The organism is Sphingomonas populi (genome assembly GCF_004208535.1).
Lineage (GTDB): Bacteria > Pseudomonadota > Alphaproteobacteria > Sphingomonadales > Sphingomonadaceae > Sphingomonas > Sphingomonas populi.
On record NZ_SGIS01000047.1, the window covers coordinates 1 to 19,944 of the forward strand.

The following is a 19,944-nucleotide window of genomic DNA, read 5'->3' on the forward strand; positions in this document are numbered from 1 at the left end:
GTCGTCCGTGAACAACTCGATGTCGGCAAAAGGGGCGGTTTCGGTGTCTCGTTGCGCGAGGTCTGACTCCGGGCGGTCGATGCGCGCGGCCGCAGGTTTTCAGGCGGCTGTAGGTTGGACCAGGAGGACGAGCGCGATCCACGCGAGGAACGCACGCCAAAGCGCGGCGAGCCAGGCGACGAGCAGTCGCATATTGTGGCCGGCAGCGACGAGAAGCGCGTTGATGGCATCGCCCTGGGCGCCGGCGAGGTGGTTTCGCTCGAGGAGCCCGTCAGATTTCGTGTGTCCGATAATCGGTTCGATGGCGCTGCGTCGCTTGAGCTCGCGGCGGATGGTGGGTGAGGGTATCCCGCGCATGCGGGAGATGTAGACCTTGGCTGCGCCCTTGTGGCCGTGGCCCTGATAGCCGCGATCGACATAGGCGCGCTCGACCGCGATTCCGGTGAGCCGCTGGACCTGCTCGATCTGACCCGAGATGGTGTGGCCATCGTACGGGTTGCCCGGCAGCGCCTGCATCCCGATGATGAACTGCCCGCCGGCGGTCCGCGCGTTGGTCACCGCGATCGATGTCTTGACCCCGAACTCGTAGCGGGTGCGGGCCTTGCCCTTGCCGATGCATTCGACCTCGGGGGCATGGAGCGCATAAAGCTTGTTCTTGTCGTCGCGCTTCTGAGCCAGCAGGCGCCCGATGCGATTGCGGGCGACAGCGAAGGCGTCCTCGAGAGTGGCATCTCCTGCGATCTTGCGGGCGATGTCGCGGTCGAGCCGACCGAGCCAGGTCCGCATTTTGCGAACCCACCGCATCGCCTGTGCATGCCCGCGACCATGGATGAGCCGGGAGACGTTCACCCGTGCGCGCCGCGCGAGGCGCAGGAAGGATTGGCGCAGCTTGATGCCATGTTGCCTGGCGAGCCGGTTGAGCCACTCGACCCCGCGTAGCAGCAGATGGCTGTCGGTGGGATGGGCGACAGCCTTGGTCTGGACGGTGGTGTCGATCGTCACACGCGTGCACGCCTGCGGCGTGACGGCCTGGGTGCGGGTTGCAACGGTGATCGTCTCGGCGAGTAGAAGCTCGAGCTTCTCCGGCCCGATCCGCGCGCGCCAGCGCGTCATCGACGACCGATCGAACGGCAGTTTGTGGCGGAAGTGCTGTTCGCCGCAGAAAAATTGCCAGTAGGGGTTCTCCACCCAACGCGCGCAGACCGCCTCGTCGGACAAGCCCTCCATGTGCTTGAGCAGGTGCAATCCCGCCATCAACCGGGTCGGCAATCCCGGTCGGCCTTTCATGGGGGTGTAGAACGTCCCGAAGGCTTCCTCGAAGCGCGCCCAATTGATCAGCCCCGCCAACTTCGCCAGCGGATGACCGAGGTCGATCATGGTGTCGAGCTGGCTCTGGAACAGCTCGAAGGCGGTGCGCTCGGGCTTCTTGGGCAGCATGTCGATTCCTCGTCGATCTTTTCCAATGACGAAGGAATCACAACCTCGATCCGAGCGAAACCCCCTTTCGCGGGCGCGCGCGAAATCGCAAGCTTTTGCGCCGAAATCAGAACAAATCTTGCGAAACCCAACATTTAACAAGCCAGATAAAGTACGTATTATCAGAGGTTTGGGCGTTATTCACCGGCGACCCGCTATCGGCCGAGTCAGAGGCTGAAGCCAGGATCCGACTGAAGTCGGAGGGGTTTCTCCGTAAACGACCGGTTGAGACCGCCTGCCCGGATTGGAGCTGAGCGCGTAAGAGACGTCGATAAGGACGTACTTATGGACGTCCTGAACTCGGGCGAGGTGTGCGATGGAGATATTGGGCCGGGAGCGGCGTCGTTGTTGGACGGAAGCGGAGCGGCTCGAGATCGTTGCTGCGGTCGGCGTGAACGGCGAGACGCTGTCGCGCGTTGCCCGACGCTACGATGTGTCGCGAGCCCAGATCTATAATTGGCGCCACGCGTTCAAGAAGAGAGGGCAATTGCCCGCGTCATCCAGCGCGATCTTTCTACCGGTCGATATCGTGCCCTCGCCGCCGCAGGCGGCGGCTGCATTCGAAGAGCCGATACTCTCGCCGTCCGTCGTCGAGCTGTGTTTTTCGCAGGGACGGCGGCTGCGCTTCGATAGCGGCATCGAGAGCGCGACCTTGATGCGCCTCATCCGCTCGGTCGAAGGGGCGTGATCGGACCGGGGACCGGCGTGCGGGTCTATCTTGCCTGTGGCGCGACGGACATGCGCAAGGGGATTTCGGGGCTGGCGATGCTGGCCCAGACAGTATTGCACCAGAAAGCAGCGAGCGGTGCCGTATTTGCTTTTCGCGGAAAACGCGGCGACCGGGTGAAGCTTCTCTACTGGGATGGCCAGGGGTTTTGCCTGTACTACAAGGTTCTGCAGCAGGGCCGTTTTCCCTGGCCATCGGTCAGCGACGGGACTGCACGGCTGACATCGGGACAGCTTGCGATGCTGTGGGAAGGAATTGACTGGAGGCGTCCGAGCTGGGGCGCGCCGCCCGCGCGAGTCGGGTAATTTCTTCCCGGAAAAGGCCCGTTTTCCTGGACTTTTTGGCCTTTTTCCGTAGTGTAGGCCCATGCTGAACGTGGCGGCAGATCTTCCCGAAGACCCGGCTCTCCTCAGAGCGATGGTCGCACGGCTGCAGGCCGAAAACGCGAAGCTGACAGCGACACTGCGGGCTCATGATCTGATGATCGAGGCGCTGCGCCTGCGGATCGCGAGGCTGAAAAAGCAGGCCTTCGGCAAATCCTCCGAGAAGATCGAACGCGAGATCGAGCAGCTCGAGCTCGCCCTCGAAGACCTGCTCGTCACCGCTGCGGAGCAGGCCGTCGTTGCGAACGACAAGGATGAGCCAGACGAGGCGTCTGCCGGTCCCGCGACCGACGCCGCTACCAAGACCCGTCCGTCCCGACGTCCGCGCGTATCGGCAGACACGCCGCGCGAACGGCACGAGCTCGACCCGGGCAGTACCTGCCCGGAGTGCGGGGGTAACCTGCGCCTCGTTGGCGAAGACGTGAGCGAGATCCTCGAGATGATCACGGCGAAGCTCAAGGTCGTCGAAATCGCGCGCCCGAAGAAGTCCTGCCGTTGCTGCGAGAAGATGGTCCAGGCGCCAGCCCCGAGCCGACCGATCCCGGGCAGCATGGCCGGCGCCAGTCTCCTGGCCTATGTGCTGGTGTCGAAATTTGACGACCAGTTGCCGCTCTATCGGCAAAACGAGATCTTCGCGCGCATGGGCGCCGATATTCCGCGTAGCACCCTTGCAGACTGGTGCGGCGGCGGCATGCGGATCCTGCTGCCCGTGATTGACAGGATCGAAGCCTCGGTCCTGAGCAGCGAAATCCTTCACGCCGACGATACCCCCATCCGCGTGCTGAACCCGCAAGCTCGGGCCAAAGGTATCGGCAAGGGCGTGATGCAAGGCCGGATCTGGGGATATGTCTGTGATCAGCGCCCTTGGGCCGGCACCGCGCCGCCCGGTGCCGTCTATCGTTACGCCCCCAACTGGAAAGCGGAGCATGTGCTGGCGCACCTTGGGAACGCGAGCGGCATCCTCCAGGCCGACGCGTACAAGGGTTATGCAAAGCTCTACGAACCCGGCGCTGACGGACAGCCGCGCTTCCAGGAAGCCGCGTGCTTTGCCCATTGGCGACGCGACTTCCACGACATCTGGACGTCACAAAAATCGGAGATCGCGCACGAGGCGCTCGAGCGCATCGGGCAGCTCTACGACATCGAGCGCGAGATTACCGGCCAGCCTGCCGACCTTCGTCGCGCCGTGCGACAAGCGCGGAGCAAACCGAAGCTTGAGGCCCTGCATGCCTGGGCCGAGGCGCAACTCACTCGCATCCCGGGAAAAGGGGATCTGGCCAAGGCCTTCCGCTATGGGCTGAGCCGATGGGCCGCCTTCAGCCTGTTCCTCGACGATGGCCGCGTCGCCATCGATAACAATGCGGCGGAGCGCGCCCTGCGATCCATTGGAATCGGAAGAAAAAATTGGTTATTTGCTGGTTCCGAGGCCGGCGCCGAGACCCTGGCGCGCGCCATGACGATCATCGAAAGCGCCAAAATCAACAACCTCGATCCGCAGGCCTATCTCACGGACCTGTTCCGTCGCGTCCATGATCACAAGATCAACCGGATCGACGAACTCCTTCCCTGGAATTGGCGCCCGCTCGCGCAGTAAGAAAGGCCGTCTCATGGCAACCGTCAGACACGTCTTCACGCTCGATTATGTCGCTGACATCCTCGGCGAGCACCCGGACCTCATCGACGCCATCGTCAGCAATGACGACAACCTGACCTACGGCTCGATCATCAGCGTCAGTTTCGCCCCGGACGACACTCGCACCGCTCTTACCGACGATGGTATCGAGGAGCTACGCGACATGATCACCAATGCACGGCGATCTCCCGACGGGTGGGGTCAATTCCTCGAAGATTTCGTCGATGACCCCGACGTGATCAAGACCGTCAAAGCTCAGCCCGCCGGGTAACAACCGGACGCTTACGTTTCTCCTCACCGAGGACTCTAAAATAGTTAAAAACGTCATTACGCCCTAAGGCCTGTGGACATTTACCGGAGGGCAATTTTGATTGCGGCGAGATTGACCATCGCGCGGTAACTCTGATCGGTTTTTTCGTATCTGGTGGCGATCCGGCGGAATGCTTTGAGATTACAGAAGAAGTTTTCGACGAGGTGACGCCAGCGGTAGGCATGGAAGTCGCAGTCGATTTTTCGTTTACGGTTCGATTTAGGAGGGATCACGGCGATGGCTCCCCTGTCATCGAGTTCCGACCGCAACCAATCGGCGTCAAAGGCCTTGTCGCCCAGGAACATATCGAATTCCACGTCCTGGATCAGCGGCTTTACCCCGACCAGATCGTGGGTTTGCCCGGGCAGCAGAACGAAGCGAACAAGATTTCCAAGTGCATCGACCAGTGCGACGATTTTCGTCGTCAACCCGCCGCGTGAGCGTCCGATCGCCTGACGATGAGTCCCCCCCTTGCGCCGGTGCCCTGCTGGTGGACCCGAACAATTGTGCCATCGATCATGGCGTATTCGAAATCGGGGTCACCGGATAATCGTTCAAACAGAACGTCGAAGACGCCTTTGATTGCCCAGCGTCGGAATCGCCGAAATTTGGAATTCCAGTTGCCGAAGCTCGTCGGCAAATCCCGCCATGCGGCTCCTGTGTTCGCGATCCAAAGCACCGCTTCCACGAACCTGCGGTTATCCACCCCGGAACGACCACGGTCGCCCACTTTGCCGGGAAGAAAGGCTTCAACCTTCTCCCACTGTTCGGCGCTCAAGCCATGTCGATCCAAGATGCCGCTCCCTTCGCCGACCTTGAATCCCATCTCGTCGAAAAAGGGAATCCCCTAAATGTCCACAGGCCTTAGTAACCTTTTCAGTAAATTTTTACGAAAATTGCCGCTGCTTCCTGATTTCATGCGAACCGGTATGTTCAATGTACTACGGACGTTTGACGGCAGTGTTGGTACCTGTTTAGAAATTCGGCAAGCCTGACGCTAAGCTCGCGAGTGGTCATTTCGAAGGCAATGTCGCTCGCACCAAAATTGCCCTCTCACATACCGATAACGGCGACTGACCGCACAATCATGCGTGCGATACGGCGGTGCACGGCATGATCCGGGGTGTCGATGACCGCAGCCTCTCCAATGCTCCTAAAGCGCCCGCAGCGTGCGCGCCACTGCCTGTAGATCTTCACCGCACAACCTCGACCACAACCTCTAAGTCGAGGTCAGCTCACGCCTTGTCGGCCGTCAATGCGGTTGCTCCCCGGCTAATAGCAAGAGCAAGACAGCTGCGATCACCGAGCGAGAGGCCGCCGGCGCGCGTCGTCGCGCGAAGGAGGCCAACTGCAGTGGCCTGCTCCCGATCTACCGGTACCACTTCGACATCAAGCTGCGACATGATGTCGAGAATCTGGCCGTGTGGCGAGCCGCGGTCGACTAGCTTTGCAACGACCTCGTGATAATTGACTGCGCTCAGCAACGCGCCACCCATCCGTTCGGCAACGACGTCAGCGCCGGGTTCGTCGAAAAATGCAGCAAGGATCGCCGACGCGTCGAGCACATATACTATGTCAGTCACGAGCGGCTTCGGCGCGACGATCTGCGATCAGTTCTTCGACCACAGATCCATCAACCGGCGCATAAGGCCGCAGCATCGCCTGAATCCGTTTCAACGCGTCACGGGCAGGACGAACATGTAGCTCTCCGTCGACAACCTGCATTACCACCTGATCGCCATCAGCAAGGCCGAGTGAGCGACGTATGTTGGAGGGTAGTTGTAGGCGGCCACCGCTGACCAAGCGGCCACGTTGTACATTCATGTGTCCGGCCTCCTGACATTCTACACTCTACCCGGCATCATACAAGTCGACTCACCTTCATACAATGCCCAACTCCACCCGGTAACGTCCAGCGGGCAACACGCTGATCACGGCTGAGGTGAGTACGTCTCTCGAGGGTTCGAAGCGCTATCCAACCAATGTCCATGTCTACGAACCCGATCGACTGGTTGCCTAGACTAGAATCATCCGGCTTCCTTAAGCGTGGGCGCATAGGTCCGACTCACCGGCGCCATGAGACCGCCAACGAGGCGGATCTCGCCCGCGCTGCGCCTCCCGTGCTCGCCCTCCCACGGCATTGGCGGCGACCCACCAGGAGCGATGGACACGCCGGCCATGAACCCGCGCCAGCGCGTCGGCGAAACGGAGCGTGATGCGTTCCTCACCAGCGCATGGACCTCGACTTGGGAGCGGCGCAATTCGACGCTCGTAATATCACGGCACCTCGCCGCTAACAGGAGTAAACGCCGCGCTTTGTACGCGATTGCCCAGCCTATCTTATTATCCCAAGAAAGCGCCGCAACCGAACAACCAGAAGCACCTTCGCTGCAACCGCACGCTGCACGCAAAAACTGCGAACAGTTGGTTCATCAATCCAGCGGGCTAAAGACACCCTTGTTGCGCAACGGCGCAAATTAAGCCTCCTATACGTCGGATATATCCGGAATATATGACATCCGCCGCCAAGGATGCCTGACTTTCTGCGTCACAGCAGGAGCGCGTCATGGCAGCACATCGCCCGATTCCGTCACTTGTCGTCCGCGATACGCCATCACCTGATCGTCTATGCGATCCCGGCAGTGTCGCATGGGAGATTCTGCGCCGCCGCGGCGACTATCAGAGCGATGCTGGCGAAGCCTCACTGCACCGCGTCGAGCGATATCCACGGGAAATCGAATTTCTGACTGGCCTCCCGCCCGACCCGCAATGGGGCCTGCAATTTCGCGGAAGACCCTGGCCGCCCGGCCGAGAGCCCCCGCCTCTTCTGGCATCCAAATCTCGATCCACTGGCAATTACAGTCCATGCCGTTCCGGCAGAGCGGTACGACAGGGAAAGCTTCGACCTTTTTGCGATGCCGGGACCCGTCACGCATCTGTCGCTCCCGGCCGGGGGCGAACAGGTACTGCTGGGCAGCGGCCCGCGCTCGATCCGGCTGAGCGTTGCACAGGGCACGCTCCTCGACGGCCCCGTCAGGCTCGCGTATCAACTGCGCGGCACAGACCGACTGGAGATCCGGTTGCTTGCCTTGCGTCGGCTGGCGGCGTTCTTGCGAAACCGCCAGATGCCTGCCGCGCTGTTCCCGGTCGGTGCTAAAGCGCGACGCTGGGTGGAGACCCTCCGCGTGCTCGACGCGCTCGCGCTAACGTCACGCCATCGTTCGGTCGCCGAGCACCTGTTCGGCGCGGCGCTCGTCCGCCGGGACTGGTCCGGCGGTTCGGATTATCTGCGCACGCGAACGCACCGTCTGATCGGCCAGGCCCGCGCGCTCGCGGCGGGCGGCTATCTCGATCTGGTGCGGCGTTGACAATGCCCCATCACGGCGGACGGCTGGCTGAATCACTCCTTGCGCGTCTTCCCAGCCTTGCGCTCGCGCCGGTTGACCATGCGCTGGCGCAGGGCAGCCAGCCCGATCGAGCCGGTCCGGTTAGCCAGCCAGTTTTGCAAAAAGCGTTCTCGGTCGTCGAGCAGGACACCAAAATCCTTGAACAGGCGATCGAACCCGCCGGCAAGGTTGGGTGGATCAAGATAGGCGATGTCGCCGCAGCGCTCCCGCGCGAATTCCTCGAAATATATCATCATGATCATGCAGAATTTCGTGTCCGCGCAGTCGATCGCGAGATCGGCTTGCGCGAAGATGGCGCCGAGCAGCAGCGCGTATGGATCGGAATCGGTCGCCTCCGCGAACGCGAAGAGCCGCTCGTGGGTGAGCGGCCCGCGTCCCGATTCGAATTCCTGATAGGTGCGCAGCGGCATTTCCAGCGCAGCCGCGATATCGCTTGCCGTCATGCCGCGCTTCTTGCGGATAGCGCGCAGCGATTGCGTGAGGATGCGCGCACCGGCGTCGATCTCGATGGAGGAATGCTTCATGCCAGCAACCTCGGGCGCCAAATCACACGAGCGCTCGCCCTCGTCGCGCCATGACGGATGGCAAGCGCCGGGATTATAGACACACTCTGACCCAGCCTGTCACCAGACCGTTTCGGGGTCGTCACCAGTGACTCGCCAGACCGACGCAGCAAGCCGATCGGATTCGCGATAGGGCCGCCGGAAGATTGCGGGGCGACCGCCATGTTTCTGCGGGTACGGCGCAAAGGATCGGCGCGAACGCGTCCCGGAGCGCCGATTCCGGCCCGGTGCATCGACAGTTGGCACGCCGCCCAACAAGGATCGACCGCAAAGGAGCCTTTGCGATGCCGAACCGGGTGGAGCGCGCACGATTCGACGATCTCTATGCACTGGTGTCCGACCAACTCGCGGACGGTCGCTATCGCCCCGGCGACCGGATCGGCCTCAAGGATCTGGCGAGCCGGCTTCATGTCAGCGTGACGCCGCTGCGCGAGGTTCTGTCCCGCCTGGTCGGACGTGACGTGGTGACCGAGCACCGCTCCGAAGGCTATTATCTGGCACGGCTCGACGCGCGCGACATCGCCGAACTCTACAGCCTGCACCTGATGTGCTTGAACCGCGCGCTGCGCGGCGATCTGCGGGTCATGCCCGGCGACCCGCCAGCCGACATCTGGGCGACCTTTCGCGCGATCGTCGAAGCCTGCGGCGAGACGATCGTATCCGACGTTCATCGCTATCTCGACGACCGCCTGAAACTGGTGCGACGCTGCGATATCGCGCTGTTAGAGGATAGCGCATCGGCAGCGATCCCGCTTCAGCGGGTCCTACTCGAGCATAACCTCGACGAGGCACATCACCAAATCCGCGCCTTCCATGAACGACGGATCGCGGCCGCCGCCGAGATCGCGCTGGTGTTCAGGCGAGGTTCCGCCTGAGTACGAATATATTCCAGATATAGCTTGGATAACCAGCCGTGCGGGCGCGCAATCCCTGTTGCCACCGTCGATTCGCGGTGGAGATGCAAGCAAGGAAAGGCTCTATCATGACGAAAGACCAAAAATCCGCGCCCAAGCTGGTCGCGCTCGGCTCCGCGCGCCGCGAGACCAAAGGCACCCCGATCGGTGCCAAGCAGGAGTCGCTGATGGTCGGCTTCTACGACTGACGAAGGCAGCGGCACCGGTTCCTTCGGGGGCCGGTGCCGTATGGTCGAGGATTCCTCATGTCGCCAGACCCAGACCTTCTCGACGCGCTCGCGTTGACCGACGGCGTTCATGCCATCCGCGCGTCCGATGGTCTCGTCTTTCTCGATATCGAGCGCGATGGGTATTTTTGCCTGTACGCCCCCACCAGACCGGATGTTGGCAGCGCCGCAGTTGAGGCCCGCATCCAATTGGTCGAGCAGGGTCTCATCGCGGATCGCGCCACACCCGGTGCCGTGGCGCGACCCTTAACCCGGCTTTGGCGCGAAGATTGCGCGCCGGGCACGACGCCCTTGTCTCTCCGCGATCTGGGCTATTTCGTGCGCGCGCTGGTCCGCGCGGCGTGGCGGTTCCGGCGCTCGTCGCTAGCGCAGATGATCGCACACGCGCGGACCTGCGAGGCCCCTACCCGCCACGCCAGCCACGCAGACGTGGCCGCCCGTTTCGAACGGCTGTGCCTGTGGCTGCCGTTCCGCATCGAATGCCTGTTTCGGTCCTTCCTGCTGCTCCATTTTCTGCGCTGTTATGGCCTCGCCGCCGACTGGATCTTCGGCGTGTCGCTGTTTCCGTTCCATGCGCATTGCTGGCTCGCCGATGGCGACCTGCTGCTCGCCGAACGCGTCGGCAAGGTTGAAGGCTTTACGACCATCTTTCAGGTCGAGCGCGCCAGCGCATGACCGGCTTCATCGCGTTCCGCTGGCCTACCGGCGCGCCCTTCCCTGACCGCACCGCAGGTCTGCTTCGCCAGCGCGCGCTCGATCTGAGTTGGCATTGTCTCGTCGACCAGCCCGGCTGGACGGTGCTCGCCGAATCCAGGCCAGGGCGCGCGGGCTTCCACCGGTTGCTCGACGATCGCACCATCGTGATCGGTGCGCTGTTCGATCGCGCCGCGACCGAACGCGGCGACGTTGCCGCAGGGGTTGTTGCGGCGGGCGCTGGGAATTTCGCGGGCGTGTGCGACCAGCTCACCACGCGCTGCTGGGGCGGCTATGTTGCGCTCCGGATCGACCGGGATGATCCATCGCGTCTCGACATGTTCCGCGATCCTATCGGGATGCTTGAGTGTGTCTCGTGGCGGTGTGGTGGGCTGCGCGTCGTCACCTCCGTCCCCGAGAGCTTCCTCGCCTCGGCCGCACCGGACACCCTCGCGATCGACTGGCCCAGGGTCGCCGGTCTGCTGCGCTTTCCCGGGTCGGTCGCCGACGCGCTGCCGTTCATCGGGGTGGAGACACTCGAGCCGGGTGTCCGACTGGAACTGACCGAGAGGACTCGCCACACGACCCGGCACTGGGCGCCTGCGCACTTCGCACGCGCGTCCGCGTCGTCGCCGCCGGTGTCCGGCACATCGCCCCTGCCCGCGCTGGTCGATGCCTGTGTCCGCGCCTGGCGTTCCTGCTCGGATGTCGCGATCGCCGAACTGTCGGGCGGACTCGACTCGGCGATCGTCGCCGCCGGCCTCGCCCGCTCCGACCAGCCCGTCGCCGGCTGGTTCCACTATTACGCCAGCGACCGCGAAGGCGACGAACGCGTCTATGCCCGTGCCGTCGCCGCGCACCTCGATCTGCCGCTGCACGAAACCCTGCAGGACCAGCGGGTGATGGACGCCGCGCTGATGGCCGACGTGCCGGTGACGCTGCGCCCCAATGTCGCCAGCATCAGTTTCTTCCACGACCGCGATCTCGCCGCGCGCGGCCGCGCGCTCGGTGCCGATACATTGCTGACCGGCCAAGGTGGCGACGCTGTGTTCTTCCAGCCCGCGAGTCCGCTGATCGCCGCCGATCTCTGGCGCGATCCCCGTCCCTGGCCCAAGCGGAGCGCGGCGGTCGCCGATCTCGCCGCCTGGAGCGGACGATCGATCTGGTCGGTGCTCGGCACCGCGCTGCGCGTGCGCGTCGCGCCCTCCCCAATCGCGATGCCCGCGTACCGTGTCGATCTCGTCGCGAACGCCATGCCGCGCGAGGCGCATCCGTTACGTTGGCTCGACGACACCGCCGATCTGGCGCCTGCCAAGCAACTGCAGATCCTCAACCTCGCCGCAGCCCGCGCCGCGTTCGGCGGATCCTGGTGCGCATCGGCGATGACGGTGCTGCATCCGTTGATGTCGCAACCGCTGCTCGAGCATGTCCTGCCGCGCTCCGCGCTCGACCTCACGCAGGGCAAGCGCGACCGCGCGATGATCCGCGCGGCCTATGTGGACCGGCTGCCGCCGATCTTGCTCGAACGCCGCGGCAAAGGCTGCCTCACGCCGTTTTTCGGGCGCATGCTCGCCGCCAGCACGCCGTTCCTGCGCGACTATCTGCTCGGCGGCGTGCTCGTGCGTCACCAGGTGCTCGATCCGGCCAGCACGGCGGCGGTGCTCGATCCCGAGCATCTGATGCAGACCAACAGCTATACCGAGATTTTCGTCGCGCTGTTGATGGAACATTGGGCGCGCGCCTGGTGCGACCGGCTCGCGGCGATCCACGAGCGGCAGAACTGACCTTACGGCTGTGGCGTGCCCGCGCCTGCAAAATGACGATCGAACCAGGCAAAGGCGCGCGCATAGGCATCGCGGACATTGGCCGGGTTCATCAGCACGTGGTTCTCGCCCCAATAGCTGACCAGTTGGGCGTCCTTGCCCTGGCGATAGAGCGCGGAGAACAGCTGCTCGCCCTGCTGCAACGGCGTGAAGTCGCGGTCGTCGGCCATGATCAGCAGCGGCGTGGTGATTCGGTCGGCATGATAGACCGGGCTGTTCGCGACATAGCGCGCCGGGTTGCTCCACGGCGTCGCCCCCAGGCCCGGTTGCCCGGTCTCGGTCCAGCCCGCCCAGGGCAGGATGCCCAAACCATAGCCCGGCGATCGCCGCGCGGTCGGCGCGAACGTGCCCTGGAAGCTGGTCAGGTCGTAGATCCCGCTCGACACGATCATCGCCTTGAACCGGTCGGTCTCGGTGGCGATCGTCGCCCCGGTATAGCCGCCATAGCTATGTCCCCACAGACCAAGCCGCGCGGGGTCGGCCTCGCCGCGCGCGATCACCGCGTCGACTGCCGCCAGCACCTGCCCGGCGACATCGAACGGCGCATGATCGGTGGCGGCGAGCGCGGGCATGCTCGGCAGCAATACCGCATAGCCGTGCCCGACCAGCGCGGGCACATTGGTGTAGGTGCGCCCGACCCCGGGGTTCCACAAAGCCGGCGACGTGTCACCGTACACCGTGCCCGCATAGGGGATGACGATCAGCGGTGGCTTTGCCCTCGCGGCGCCAGGCTCGGGCAGGTACAGCCAGCTCGTCACCGCCGCGCCGCCGGGCACGTGGTGGCGGACCGGCACCGGCGCGCGCACCGACACGCTGGCGAGCCGCGCGTTGATCGTCGCCACGCTCAGCGGCGACCCACTGGCCGGTACGATGGCGAGATGCGCGACGCCATTGGCCTCGGTCTCGTTTACCAGCACGAGGTCGTTCTGGGCGCTGGCGGCCACTGGCCGCACCGCGCTGTCGGCGCGCGCCACGAACCGGCGCGTGCCGCCACTCGGTCCGTCGATCACGATGCCGCCACTGGAGTGCCGCCAGCCCAGCAGCGTCGCGCTCTGCTCGGGCCGCTCCGCGCCGGTCGCAAACGCGGCCACGCCGTCCATCCCGGACAGCAGCGGTCGCGCCTCGCGCGCACCCAGCCGCCATGCCGCGTCCGACCCCAGCATGATCGGGGTCGCACCCGCCGCCAGTGTCGCCGTCGGTGCGGTGACGTTCGCCGTCAGGATGGTCGCACCGGAGGCGCCGAGCGCGTACCAGTCGGTGCGCGCCGCCTGCGCTCCCTTGCGACCGAACAGCAGCGGCCGTGCGCCGAGCCAGCCCAGCCCGACCGCATCATAGGCGCCCCGGCGCATGATCACTTCGGGGTGGACGCCCGAAAGTGCGAGCGGCGTCGCCTGCCGCGACCCGACCTTCGCGACCCAGGGCTGGCCACCGGCCCATGCCTGCGCGTCGCGCCGGGCGAAGAACAGCAGCCGATCGCCGTGCGGCGACCAGGCCGGCGGATCGAACGGCAGGTCGCACGCCGCGCACGGCGACCAGGCATGTCCGTTGGTGACATCGACGATCCGCAGCCTGCGCCGCCGGAGGTCGTCGGACTGCCGGATCGGTGCTGTCGTGGTGACGCGGATGACCTCGGCTTGCTCGGTCAGCGCGACGTGACGCCGATCGGGCGACAGCCGCAGCGTTTCGAAATTGCCTTGCGCGAGCAGCGTGGTGGCGCCGGTCGTCACATCGAGGCGGACCAGCCGGACCGGCGGTGCCGGCGGCGTCACATCGGTGTCGCGCCCGCTGCCGATCGCGGTCACGGTCGCCACCCGCCCGGCCTGTGCCAGCGCCCACAATCGCCCGACCTCGGCGCGATCCGCAGCGTCGCGCCGCAACACCCAGGGCGGCGTGGCATCGGCTTGCGCCAGCATGACCAAGTGCCTGCCCGAAACCCAGGCGAGCGTCGGCCGGAACTCGGACGTATCCGGCGCGACCGCGAACCAGCGGACCGCCCGGCTCGCCAGCGTGACCACGCCCAGCGTCCAGCGCGATCCGTCGAGCCGTCCGATCGCCAGCCGCGTCCCGTCCGGCGAAAAGCCGAGCATGACCATGCCAGCACCCCGATCGGACGGCAGCAACGGCCTGGCCTCGGCCGGACGCGCGAGGTCGACGACATACAGGCGCGAGCGCAGCACATCCATCGCGTCGAGATCGAACCGCGCGGCGGTCTCGAACGGCACCAGCCGTTCGAACACCAGCCAGCGCCCGCGAGGCGACGTCTCGATCCTGCCGAACGCCTCGGTCATCAGCATGTCGTCGACGCTATATGGTCGCGCGCCGAGCGGTGTCGCGATCGCCAGCAGACACGGCAGCGCAAGGCGCAACGCTGCGCGGAGCAAGGAACGTGTCATGCTTACCAGCGCTTGGTGAGCTGGATCGATACAGAACGCCCGAGCGCGTCGGCATTGGCCGCGTCATAGCCGACCCCGACCGGCGAATCGTAAAACGGCGGTGCCTGATCGAGCAGGTTCCGCGCGGACAGCGCGATTCCCAGTCCGTTGAGCGCGCCGCTTTCCTCAGGCGCGCGATACCCCAATTGCAGATCGAGCGTCTTCCAGGCGTGGATCGGGTTGCCGAGCAGATCACGATAGGGCGCGACATAGTTCAGGCCGAGCAGCGCATTGACCGCGCCCCGACTCCAGCCGACGCTCAGGCGACCACGCAGATCGACCGGCTGGCCGACGCGGTTGATCCGGTCGACCGAAGTCGAGCTCGGCGTCACCTGTTCGCGATAACGCAGCAGGTAGGAACCATTGCCCGAAACCGTGACCTGGTTGGCGCCGATCGGAAGCGTATAGCTTGCGGTGAGGTCGATCCCGCTCACCTCGACCTTGCCGGTATTGACGTAGCGCGTGTCGACGATCGCGGCGATGCTCGCCGGCGGGAAGCTGTTACCGCCGGTGAACGCCGGGTCGCCGAGCAGCGCGGTCACCCGGGCGAGATCGGCGGCATTGCTGTTCGGCGAGACCAACTGCACGAACGGCGCCAGCGTCGGATCGCTTAGCGCATTGGCGAAGTTCGCGCTCGCCGGCGTCGCCACCCGCTGTTTGAACACCGTGCTGAACCATGTCGCGTTGAGGTGGAAATGCGGAATCGCCGCCGGATCCACATCGACTCCGGCGGTCCAGCTTTGCGCCTTTTCCGGCTTGAGGCCGGGATTGCCGCCCGACAACTGGATCACCGGCACGCTCGTGCCGCCACGCGTCAGCGTCGTCACCGAATATTGCTCGGGGTCGCGCAGTTCGCGCAGGTTCGGCGCGCGGAACGACGTGCCGAAGCTCGAACGTAGCGTCACCCCTGCCAGCGGCACCCAGGCGACCCCGACCTTGGGATTGGTGGTCGTGCCGAAATCATCATACTGTTCGATCCGCGCCGCCAGCGACACGTCGAGCCGGCGGATCAGCGGCATCGCGTTGCCGGGCCCAACGATCGGTACCTGCGCTTCGACAAAGCCGGCTTCGATCAGCCGCGACGCGGCAACGTTGGCGGTCGCCACCGGCCGCGCGGTCGACAGCAGGCTCTCGCCACTGCGGCGGAACGTCTCGCGCCGCACGTCGCCGCCGACCGCCAGCCTGACCGTGCCGCCGGGTACCGAAAACAGCGATCCATCGGCATCGATATGGGCGGTCAGCACCTGGCTGCGCGTGCGCGAGCGCGAATAGCCCTCGCCAACGAAGTCGAGGATCGCCGCCGCATTGGATTTCCCCGTGCCATACGGATTGAAGAACCCGTCGCGCGCGGTGCTGAACGGCGTCGCCGGGGTGTCGGGGATGCTGCCGGTCGCTTCGGCGAGCGCCGCCGTGTTCACCAGATTGCGCGATTCGTTGAACTCGCGCTCCTGCGCGAACGCCGCATAGCTGCGCAGCTTCCAGCCCGGTCCGAGATCGGCGTCGAGTCCGAGCGACGTCGCCAGCGCTTCGGCATAGCCGTGCGTGTCGATCGGTCCCAGTTCCGGCGCGAGCGAATACGCGATCAGGTCGGAGCGCGCACCGGTCGGCGACACGAAATAGGGATTGGCGGCGGTGACCTGTACGATCGCCGCCGACCCGGCCAGCCGCGCGTCGAACGCGCGGTGCGCGTAGCGCGCGTCGGCGGTGAGATGCAGCCCCGCGCCGACATCCTGGTCGAGCGTCGCGTAGACGCTGTGCCGGACCTGGCGTGGGATGAGATCGGTGTCGATCCGCGCGTTCTGGAGATTGGTTGTGCCCGCCACAAAGTCGCCCGGAGTCAGAGATTTGCCATCCTGGCCGGACGGGATCGCATAGGCGACCCCGAGCGCGCCCGTGACCGGATTGAAGCCGAGCACGTTGCCCGGCAGGCTGTAGACATAGCGGTGATCGGTTCCGCCGAGGCTGCGCGAGTCGGTCGACCGCGCGAACGCCCGGTCGGCGCTCGCCAACCGCCCCGACTGGTCATATTCGTAGGACAGCATCACGCCGCCCGTGCTCCATTGCTTGCCGAGCGTCTGGTCGATCTGCACGTCGCGTTTGCCGCCGCTGGTGACGCTGCCGAACCGCACCCGTGTCTCCGCGCCTTTGAAATGGCGCTTGAGCAGGATGTTGACGACGCCGCCGACCGCGTCTGACCCGTAGATCGCCGATGCGCCGTCCATCAGCACCTCGACCCGGTCGAGCGCGCCGGTCGGGATGCTCGTCACATCCGCGAACGCGCCTTTCGTACCCGACCCGCCGAGCCGCTGACCATTGACCAGCACCAGCGTCGCGCCCGCGCCCAGGCCGCGCAAATTGACCCCGGTCGCAAACCCGCCATTGCTCCCGCTCGTGTCGGCGAAGGCGAGCGCGCTCTGCTCGTTCGCCATCCCCCCGAAATTGCCGGGCAACGCCTGCAAGGCTTGCGCGACGCTCGCGAAACCGCGCCGATCGAGATCGTCGCGCGTCAGCCGCTCGACCGGTGGCGAGCCTGCCGCACCGCCGCGCAAATGCGTGCCGGTGACAATGATGTCGTCGTGGGCCAGCGCAGCGCCCGAGCCGCTGTCGAGGATCGCGGACGCGCCTTGGTCTCCTGATGCCGTGGCGACCGCGTCGGCGGGCGTCGCGGTGCCGGCCTCCGCGCCGCTCCCCGCATCGGCGGGACCGCGCCCCGGCGCGTCGCGCGGGCGCAGCACGATCATTCTTGGCCCGACCCGCTGCGCCACCAGCCCGGTTCCGTCCAACAGGCGGTCGAGCGCCTGATCGACGCTCAGCCGCCCGTCCAGTTTGGGCGCCTGGCGACCCGCCACCAGTTCGGTCGAATACAGCAGTTGCTCGCCCGTCACTGACGCGAACGTGACCAGCGCGTGTTGCAACGATCCCGCCGCAATCCTGAAGCTGAACATCGCCGGTGCCGGCTTCGCCTGCGCCACCGATGGCAATGCCGCCAACACCAGCCCGATCGCACATCCGCCGCGTAGCGCGCTCCACCGCCGCGCTGTAAGTTCCGTCATCCCCACTGCCCCCATCGTTCCGGCGTGCCCCGAACCAGGTCGGGGCTTCGGGACAAGAGACGCGCCGGCATGGCGGTGACCCTAAGTCGATTACGAGGATTTTTCTTGGGGCGCGCGATCGACCAGCCGGACCGACCCGTCCGCGTCGCGCTCGGCGGTCAGCGGCAGCAGCGCTGTCGCCGCCGCGACGAAGCCTTCGATATCGCCGGCATCGAACGTGCCGCTCAGCCGCGCTTCGGCGAAACGCGTGGCCTCCAGCCGGACCGGCTGCGTCGTATAGCGGTTCACTTCGCTCAGCGCGCGCGCCAGCGTCCAGCCGTCGAGCACGATCCGGCCCTGCCGCCACGCCGTCGCCGCCTTGGTATCCACCATCTGCACCACCGCTGTCTGGTCGGGTCTGAGCACCAGCCGCTGCCCGGGGCGCAATGTCGTCGGCGCGGTCCCCTGCGCCGTGACCCGTACACTGCCCTCGACCAGCGTCACATCGACGCCCACGCCGTCCCGCCGCACCGCGAACTGCGTGCCCGTGGCGACGACCTCCGCGCCGTCCGCCTCGACCCGGAACGGACGCGCCGTGTCATGCGCGACCGTGAAATACGCCTGGCCATGGGTGAGCACGACGCGGCGCTCCTGCGCGTTGAAGCGCGTGACGATCCGTGTGTCGGTGTCGAGCGACATCCGCGACCCATCAACGAGCGCGACGACGCTGCGTTGACCGACTTTGGTCATATAGTCGTTCGCGCCGGGGCGCATCACCCAATAGGTCGCACCGATGCCCAGCAGCACCAGCAGGAGGACCGCCAGCGCCGCGAGCGCCGGATGCGTCGGCCACGCTAGCCCGCGCCAGCGCCGCCGCGCCTTGCGCGCCACCGCCGCGTGCGTGGCGGCGACGATCGCTGGCCGGTCGCCAAGATCCCCGGCACGCGACCACAGCCGCTCGACCGCCGCGAACGCCGCAGCATGGGTTTCGTCGCGCTGCCATTCGAAGAACGCCTGCAGGGTCTCACGGGACACCGGCAACGACTTGAGCCGCGCGAACCACTGCGCTGCCTGTGCCTCGACGGCGTTTTCGTCGTGCTGATCGGGTCCAGTCATGAACGGCGCCACCTAGTCTCGTAGCCTGCTCGCGCAAAATGCCAGAGCCTTGCCCATTCGCCACTCGACCGTCTTCACCGAGATATCGAGATGCGCGGCAATCTCCGCGTTCGTCATATGCCGAAACCGACTCAAAGCGAAGACGTCTCGATACGTATCGGGCATCGCCACGATGAGGCGCTCGAGCTCGAGCGCGGCTTCCTGCTCCAGCAGCCCGGGCGGCGCCGATCCCGTCCCTGCCCCCGCGTGCGCGACCGACTCGCGATGCCGTGCCCGCACCGAGTCGCGCCGTTTTCCGTCGCGGAACAGGTTGGTCGCGGTCTGCGACAGGAACGCCTTTGGATGGACGATCACCGTCGTCGGCTGGCGTGCCGCGCGCAGATAGGTATCCTGCACGATGTCCTCCACATCGGCCGGCTGCGCGCGCAGCCGCCGCAGCAGGAACGTGCGAAGCCAGCCGGCATGAAGACGAAACAGGTCGTCCATTGATGCGCTGTGCTGAGCTTCAACAATCTGCCGACCGATGTGCTCCTCGGCGTCGGCCATTCGTCCGCTTCGTTTCAGTCCTCCAATCCACAATCATAGCATATTCGTTCTAGCGAATAAACTTGCGTTGCGAATTCCTCGATTGAAGAATCGTGGATATCCGCAGGCTTGTCGGTCTCAACGTGGCCCGGCTCCGCAAGGAAAGGGAGCTTAAGCAAGAACCTCTTGCCGAGGTTGCGGGCTTCACACAGTCGTATCTGAGCCAGATCGAAAATGGGCGGGTCAATCTTACGCTTCTTCGATTGAACGATCTGGCGGAGTGTTTCCAAGTCTCCCCGATAGAATTTTTCAAAGATCCAAATTAAGTTTGTGATTGCGGCACGAGGCCGTGCCGGCCTCTACTTCAAAAAATCGATAAGCGCCTCTCGCTGACGCGCGACCGCGCTCTATGGCTCGGGCAGGCCCTCGCCACCGGGCCTCGCGATGCGAGTCTCGGCCCGAGGTAACGATCGCTTGCGCATGGGGCCGGACTGTCGTCCGGCCTGACGCGGACGCCGCGCGCCAGCGCGCGGCGGCGTTGCCTGGACCTCTCCCGTTGCGGCGGGTGCGGGCGGCGCTCCCGGCTAGGCCCGGCGCGGCCGGCGGCAACCCCTCCGCTCGCGCTTCGGGGTGCTCCACTGCGTTCCGCCCTCTGATCCACCCCGTCGCGCAAACGCGCGACG

At 65.4% G+C, this 19,944-nt stretch carries 19 protein-coding genes; 10 read left to right on the forward strand and 9 right to left on the reverse strand.

Annotated features, from left to right (window positions below):
* Window positions 1-99: 99 nt before the first annotated feature.
* The gene (locus tag EWE75_RS20765) at window positions 100-1,437 is read right to left on the reverse strand and encodes an IS5 family transposase (RefSeq protein ID WP_130160007.1); all 1,338 of its coding nucleotides are present in this window, start codon (window positions 1,435-1,437) and stop codon (window positions 100-102) included.
* Between the two features lie 355 nt (window positions 1,438-1,792).
* On the opposite strand from EWE75_RS20765, the gene tnpA reads away from it, so the two are divergent.
* The 4 genes from tnpA to EWE75_RS20785 all read left to right on the forward strand — a co-directional run bounded on the left by tnpA (window position 1,793) and on the right by EWE75_RS20785 (window position 4,490).
* On the forward strand, window positions 1,793-2,164 hold the full coding sequence (gene tnpA / locus EWE75_RS20770; protein WP_130160008.1) for an IS66-like element accessory protein TnpA: 372 nt from the start codon (window positions 1,793-1,795) through the stop codon (window positions 2,162-2,164).
* A 17-nt stretch (window positions 2,165-2,181) separates the two neighbouring features.
* Window positions 2,182-2,508 carry an IS66 family insertion sequence element accessory protein TnpB gene (gene tnpB, locus EWE75_RS20775; RefSeq protein WP_231708486.1) on the forward strand — a complete coding sequence of 109 codons (327 nt, stop codon included), beginning with the start codon at window positions 2,182-2,184 and terminating at the stop codon, window positions 2,506-2,508.
* 61 nt (window positions 2,509-2,569) lie between these two features.
* On the forward strand, window positions 2,570-4,180 hold the full coding sequence (gene tnpC, locus EWE75_RS20780) for an IS66 family transposase (RefSeq protein WP_165388471.1): 1,611 nt from the start codon (window positions 2,570-2,572) through the stop codon (window positions 4,178-4,180).
* A 13-nt stretch (window positions 4,181-4,193) separates the two neighbouring features.
* Window positions 4,194-4,490, forward strand: coding sequence for a hypothetical protein (locus tag EWE75_RS20785; protein ID WP_130160010.1), 297 nt, complete (start codon window positions 4,194-4,196; stop codon window positions 4,488-4,490).
* Window positions 4,491-4,570: 80 nt separating this feature from the next.
* Here the strand turns inward: EWE75_RS20785 and EWE75_RS20790 are convergent.
* The 3 genes from EWE75_RS20790 to EWE75_RS20800 form a co-directional block, all read right to left on the reverse strand.
* Window positions 4,571-5,322 (reverse strand): IS5 family transposase gene (locus EWE75_RS20790; protein ID WP_130160032.1). Its coding sequence is split into 2 segments (ribosomal slippage): window positions 4,571-5,001 and window positions 5,001-5,322, totalling 753 coding nucleotides; the frame shifts between segments, so codons are not numbered across the junction.
* Between the two features lie 442 nt (window positions 5,323-5,764).
* A complete protein-coding gene (locus EWE75_RS20795; RefSeq protein ID WP_130160011.1) occupies window positions 5,765-6,112 on the reverse strand; it encodes a type II toxin-antitoxin system VapC family toxin in 348 nt (115 codons plus the stop codon).
* Complete coding sequence (locus EWE75_RS20800) at window positions 6,105-6,353, reverse strand: AbrB/MazE/SpoVT family DNA-binding domain-containing protein (protein ID WP_130160012.1); 249 nt, start codon at window positions 6,351-6,353, stop codon at window positions 6,105-6,107. The genes EWE75_RS20795 and EWE75_RS20800 overlap by 8 nt, the downstream gene beginning before the upstream one ends.
* A gap of 354 nt (window positions 6,354-6,707) precedes the next feature.
* On the opposite strand from EWE75_RS20800, the gene EWE75_RS20805 reads away from it, so the two are divergent.
* Window positions 6,708-7,010 (forward strand): hypothetical protein, encoded by a 303-nt coding sequence (locus EWE75_RS20805; protein ID WP_130160013.1) that lies wholly within the window; start codon window positions 6,708-6,710, stop codon window positions 7,008-7,010.
* Between the two features lie 434 nt (window positions 7,011-7,444).
* Window positions 7,445-7,897 carry a DNA -binding domain-containing protein gene (locus EWE75_RS20810; RefSeq protein ID WP_130160014.1) on the forward strand — a complete coding sequence of 151 codons (453 nt, stop codon included), beginning with the start codon at window positions 7,445-7,447 and terminating at the stop codon, window positions 7,895-7,897.
* A 32-nt stretch (window positions 7,898-7,929) separates the two neighbouring features.
* Here EWE75_RS20810 and EWE75_RS20815 read toward each other — a convergent pair whose 3' ends face one another.
* Window positions 7,930-8,460 (reverse strand): helix-turn-helix domain-containing protein, encoded by a 531-nt coding sequence (locus EWE75_RS20815; protein WP_130160015.1) that lies wholly within the window; start codon window positions 8,458-8,460, stop codon window positions 7,930-7,932.
* 323 nt (window positions 8,461-8,783) lie between these two features.
* Between EWE75_RS20815 and EWE75_RS20820 the strand changes: the two genes are divergently transcribed.
* From EWE75_RS20820 to EWE75_RS20830, 3 genes are all read left to right on the forward strand, one after another.
* A complete protein-coding gene (locus tag EWE75_RS20820; protein WP_130160016.1) occupies window positions 8,784-9,374 on the forward strand; it encodes a GntR family transcriptional regulator in 591 nt (196 codons plus the stop codon).
* Window positions 9,375-9,658: 284 nt separating this feature from the next.
* The gene (locus EWE75_RS20825; protein ID WP_130160017.1) at window positions 9,659-10,315 is read left to right on the forward strand and encodes a lasso peptide biosynthesis B2 protein; all 657 of its coding nucleotides are present in this window, start codon (window positions 9,659-9,661) and stop codon (window positions 10,313-10,315) included.
* Window positions 10,312-12,117, forward strand: coding sequence for an asparagine synthase-related protein (locus EWE75_RS20830; RefSeq protein WP_130160018.1), 1,806 nt, complete (start codon window positions 10,312-10,314; stop codon window positions 12,115-12,117). Before EWE75_RS20825 ends, EWE75_RS20830 begins: the two co-directional genes overlap by 4 nt.
* A gap of 2 nt (window positions 12,118-12,119) precedes the next feature.
* On the opposite strand, the gene EWE75_RS20835 is transcribed toward EWE75_RS20830, so the two are convergent.
* The 4 genes from EWE75_RS20835 to EWE75_RS20850 all read right to left on the reverse strand — a co-directional run bounded on the left by EWE75_RS20835 (window position 12,120) and on the right by EWE75_RS20850 (window position 19,282).
* Window positions 12,120-14,549 carry a S9 family peptidase gene (locus EWE75_RS20835; RefSeq protein ID WP_130160019.1) on the reverse strand — a complete coding sequence of 810 codons (2,430 nt, stop codon included), beginning with the start codon at window positions 14,547-14,549 and terminating at the stop codon, window positions 12,120-12,122.
* Between the two features lie 2 nt (window positions 14,550-14,551).
* Complete coding sequence (locus EWE75_RS20840; RefSeq protein ID WP_165388472.1) at window positions 14,552-17,641, reverse strand: TonB-dependent receptor; 3,090 nt, start codon at window positions 17,639-17,641, stop codon at window positions 14,552-14,554.
* A gap of 90 nt (window positions 17,642-17,731) precedes the next feature.
* Window positions 17,732-18,736, reverse strand: coding sequence for a FecR family protein (locus tag EWE75_RS20845; protein ID WP_130160021.1), 1,005 nt, complete (start codon window positions 18,734-18,736; stop codon window positions 17,732-17,734).
* 12 nt (window positions 18,737-18,748) lie between these two features.
* Window positions 18,749-19,282 (reverse strand): RNA polymerase sigma factor, encoded by a 534-nt coding sequence (locus EWE75_RS20850; protein ID WP_130160022.1) that lies wholly within the window; start codon window positions 19,280-19,282, stop codon window positions 18,749-18,751.
* A gap of 122 nt (window positions 19,283-19,404) precedes the next feature.
* Between EWE75_RS20850 and EWE75_RS20855 the strand changes: the two genes are divergently transcribed.
* Complete coding sequence (locus EWE75_RS20855; RefSeq protein ID WP_231708487.1) at window positions 19,405-19,587, forward strand: helix-turn-helix domain-containing protein; 183 nt, start codon at window positions 19,405-19,407, stop codon at window positions 19,585-19,587.
* Window positions 19,588-19,944 lie beyond the last annotated feature (357 nt).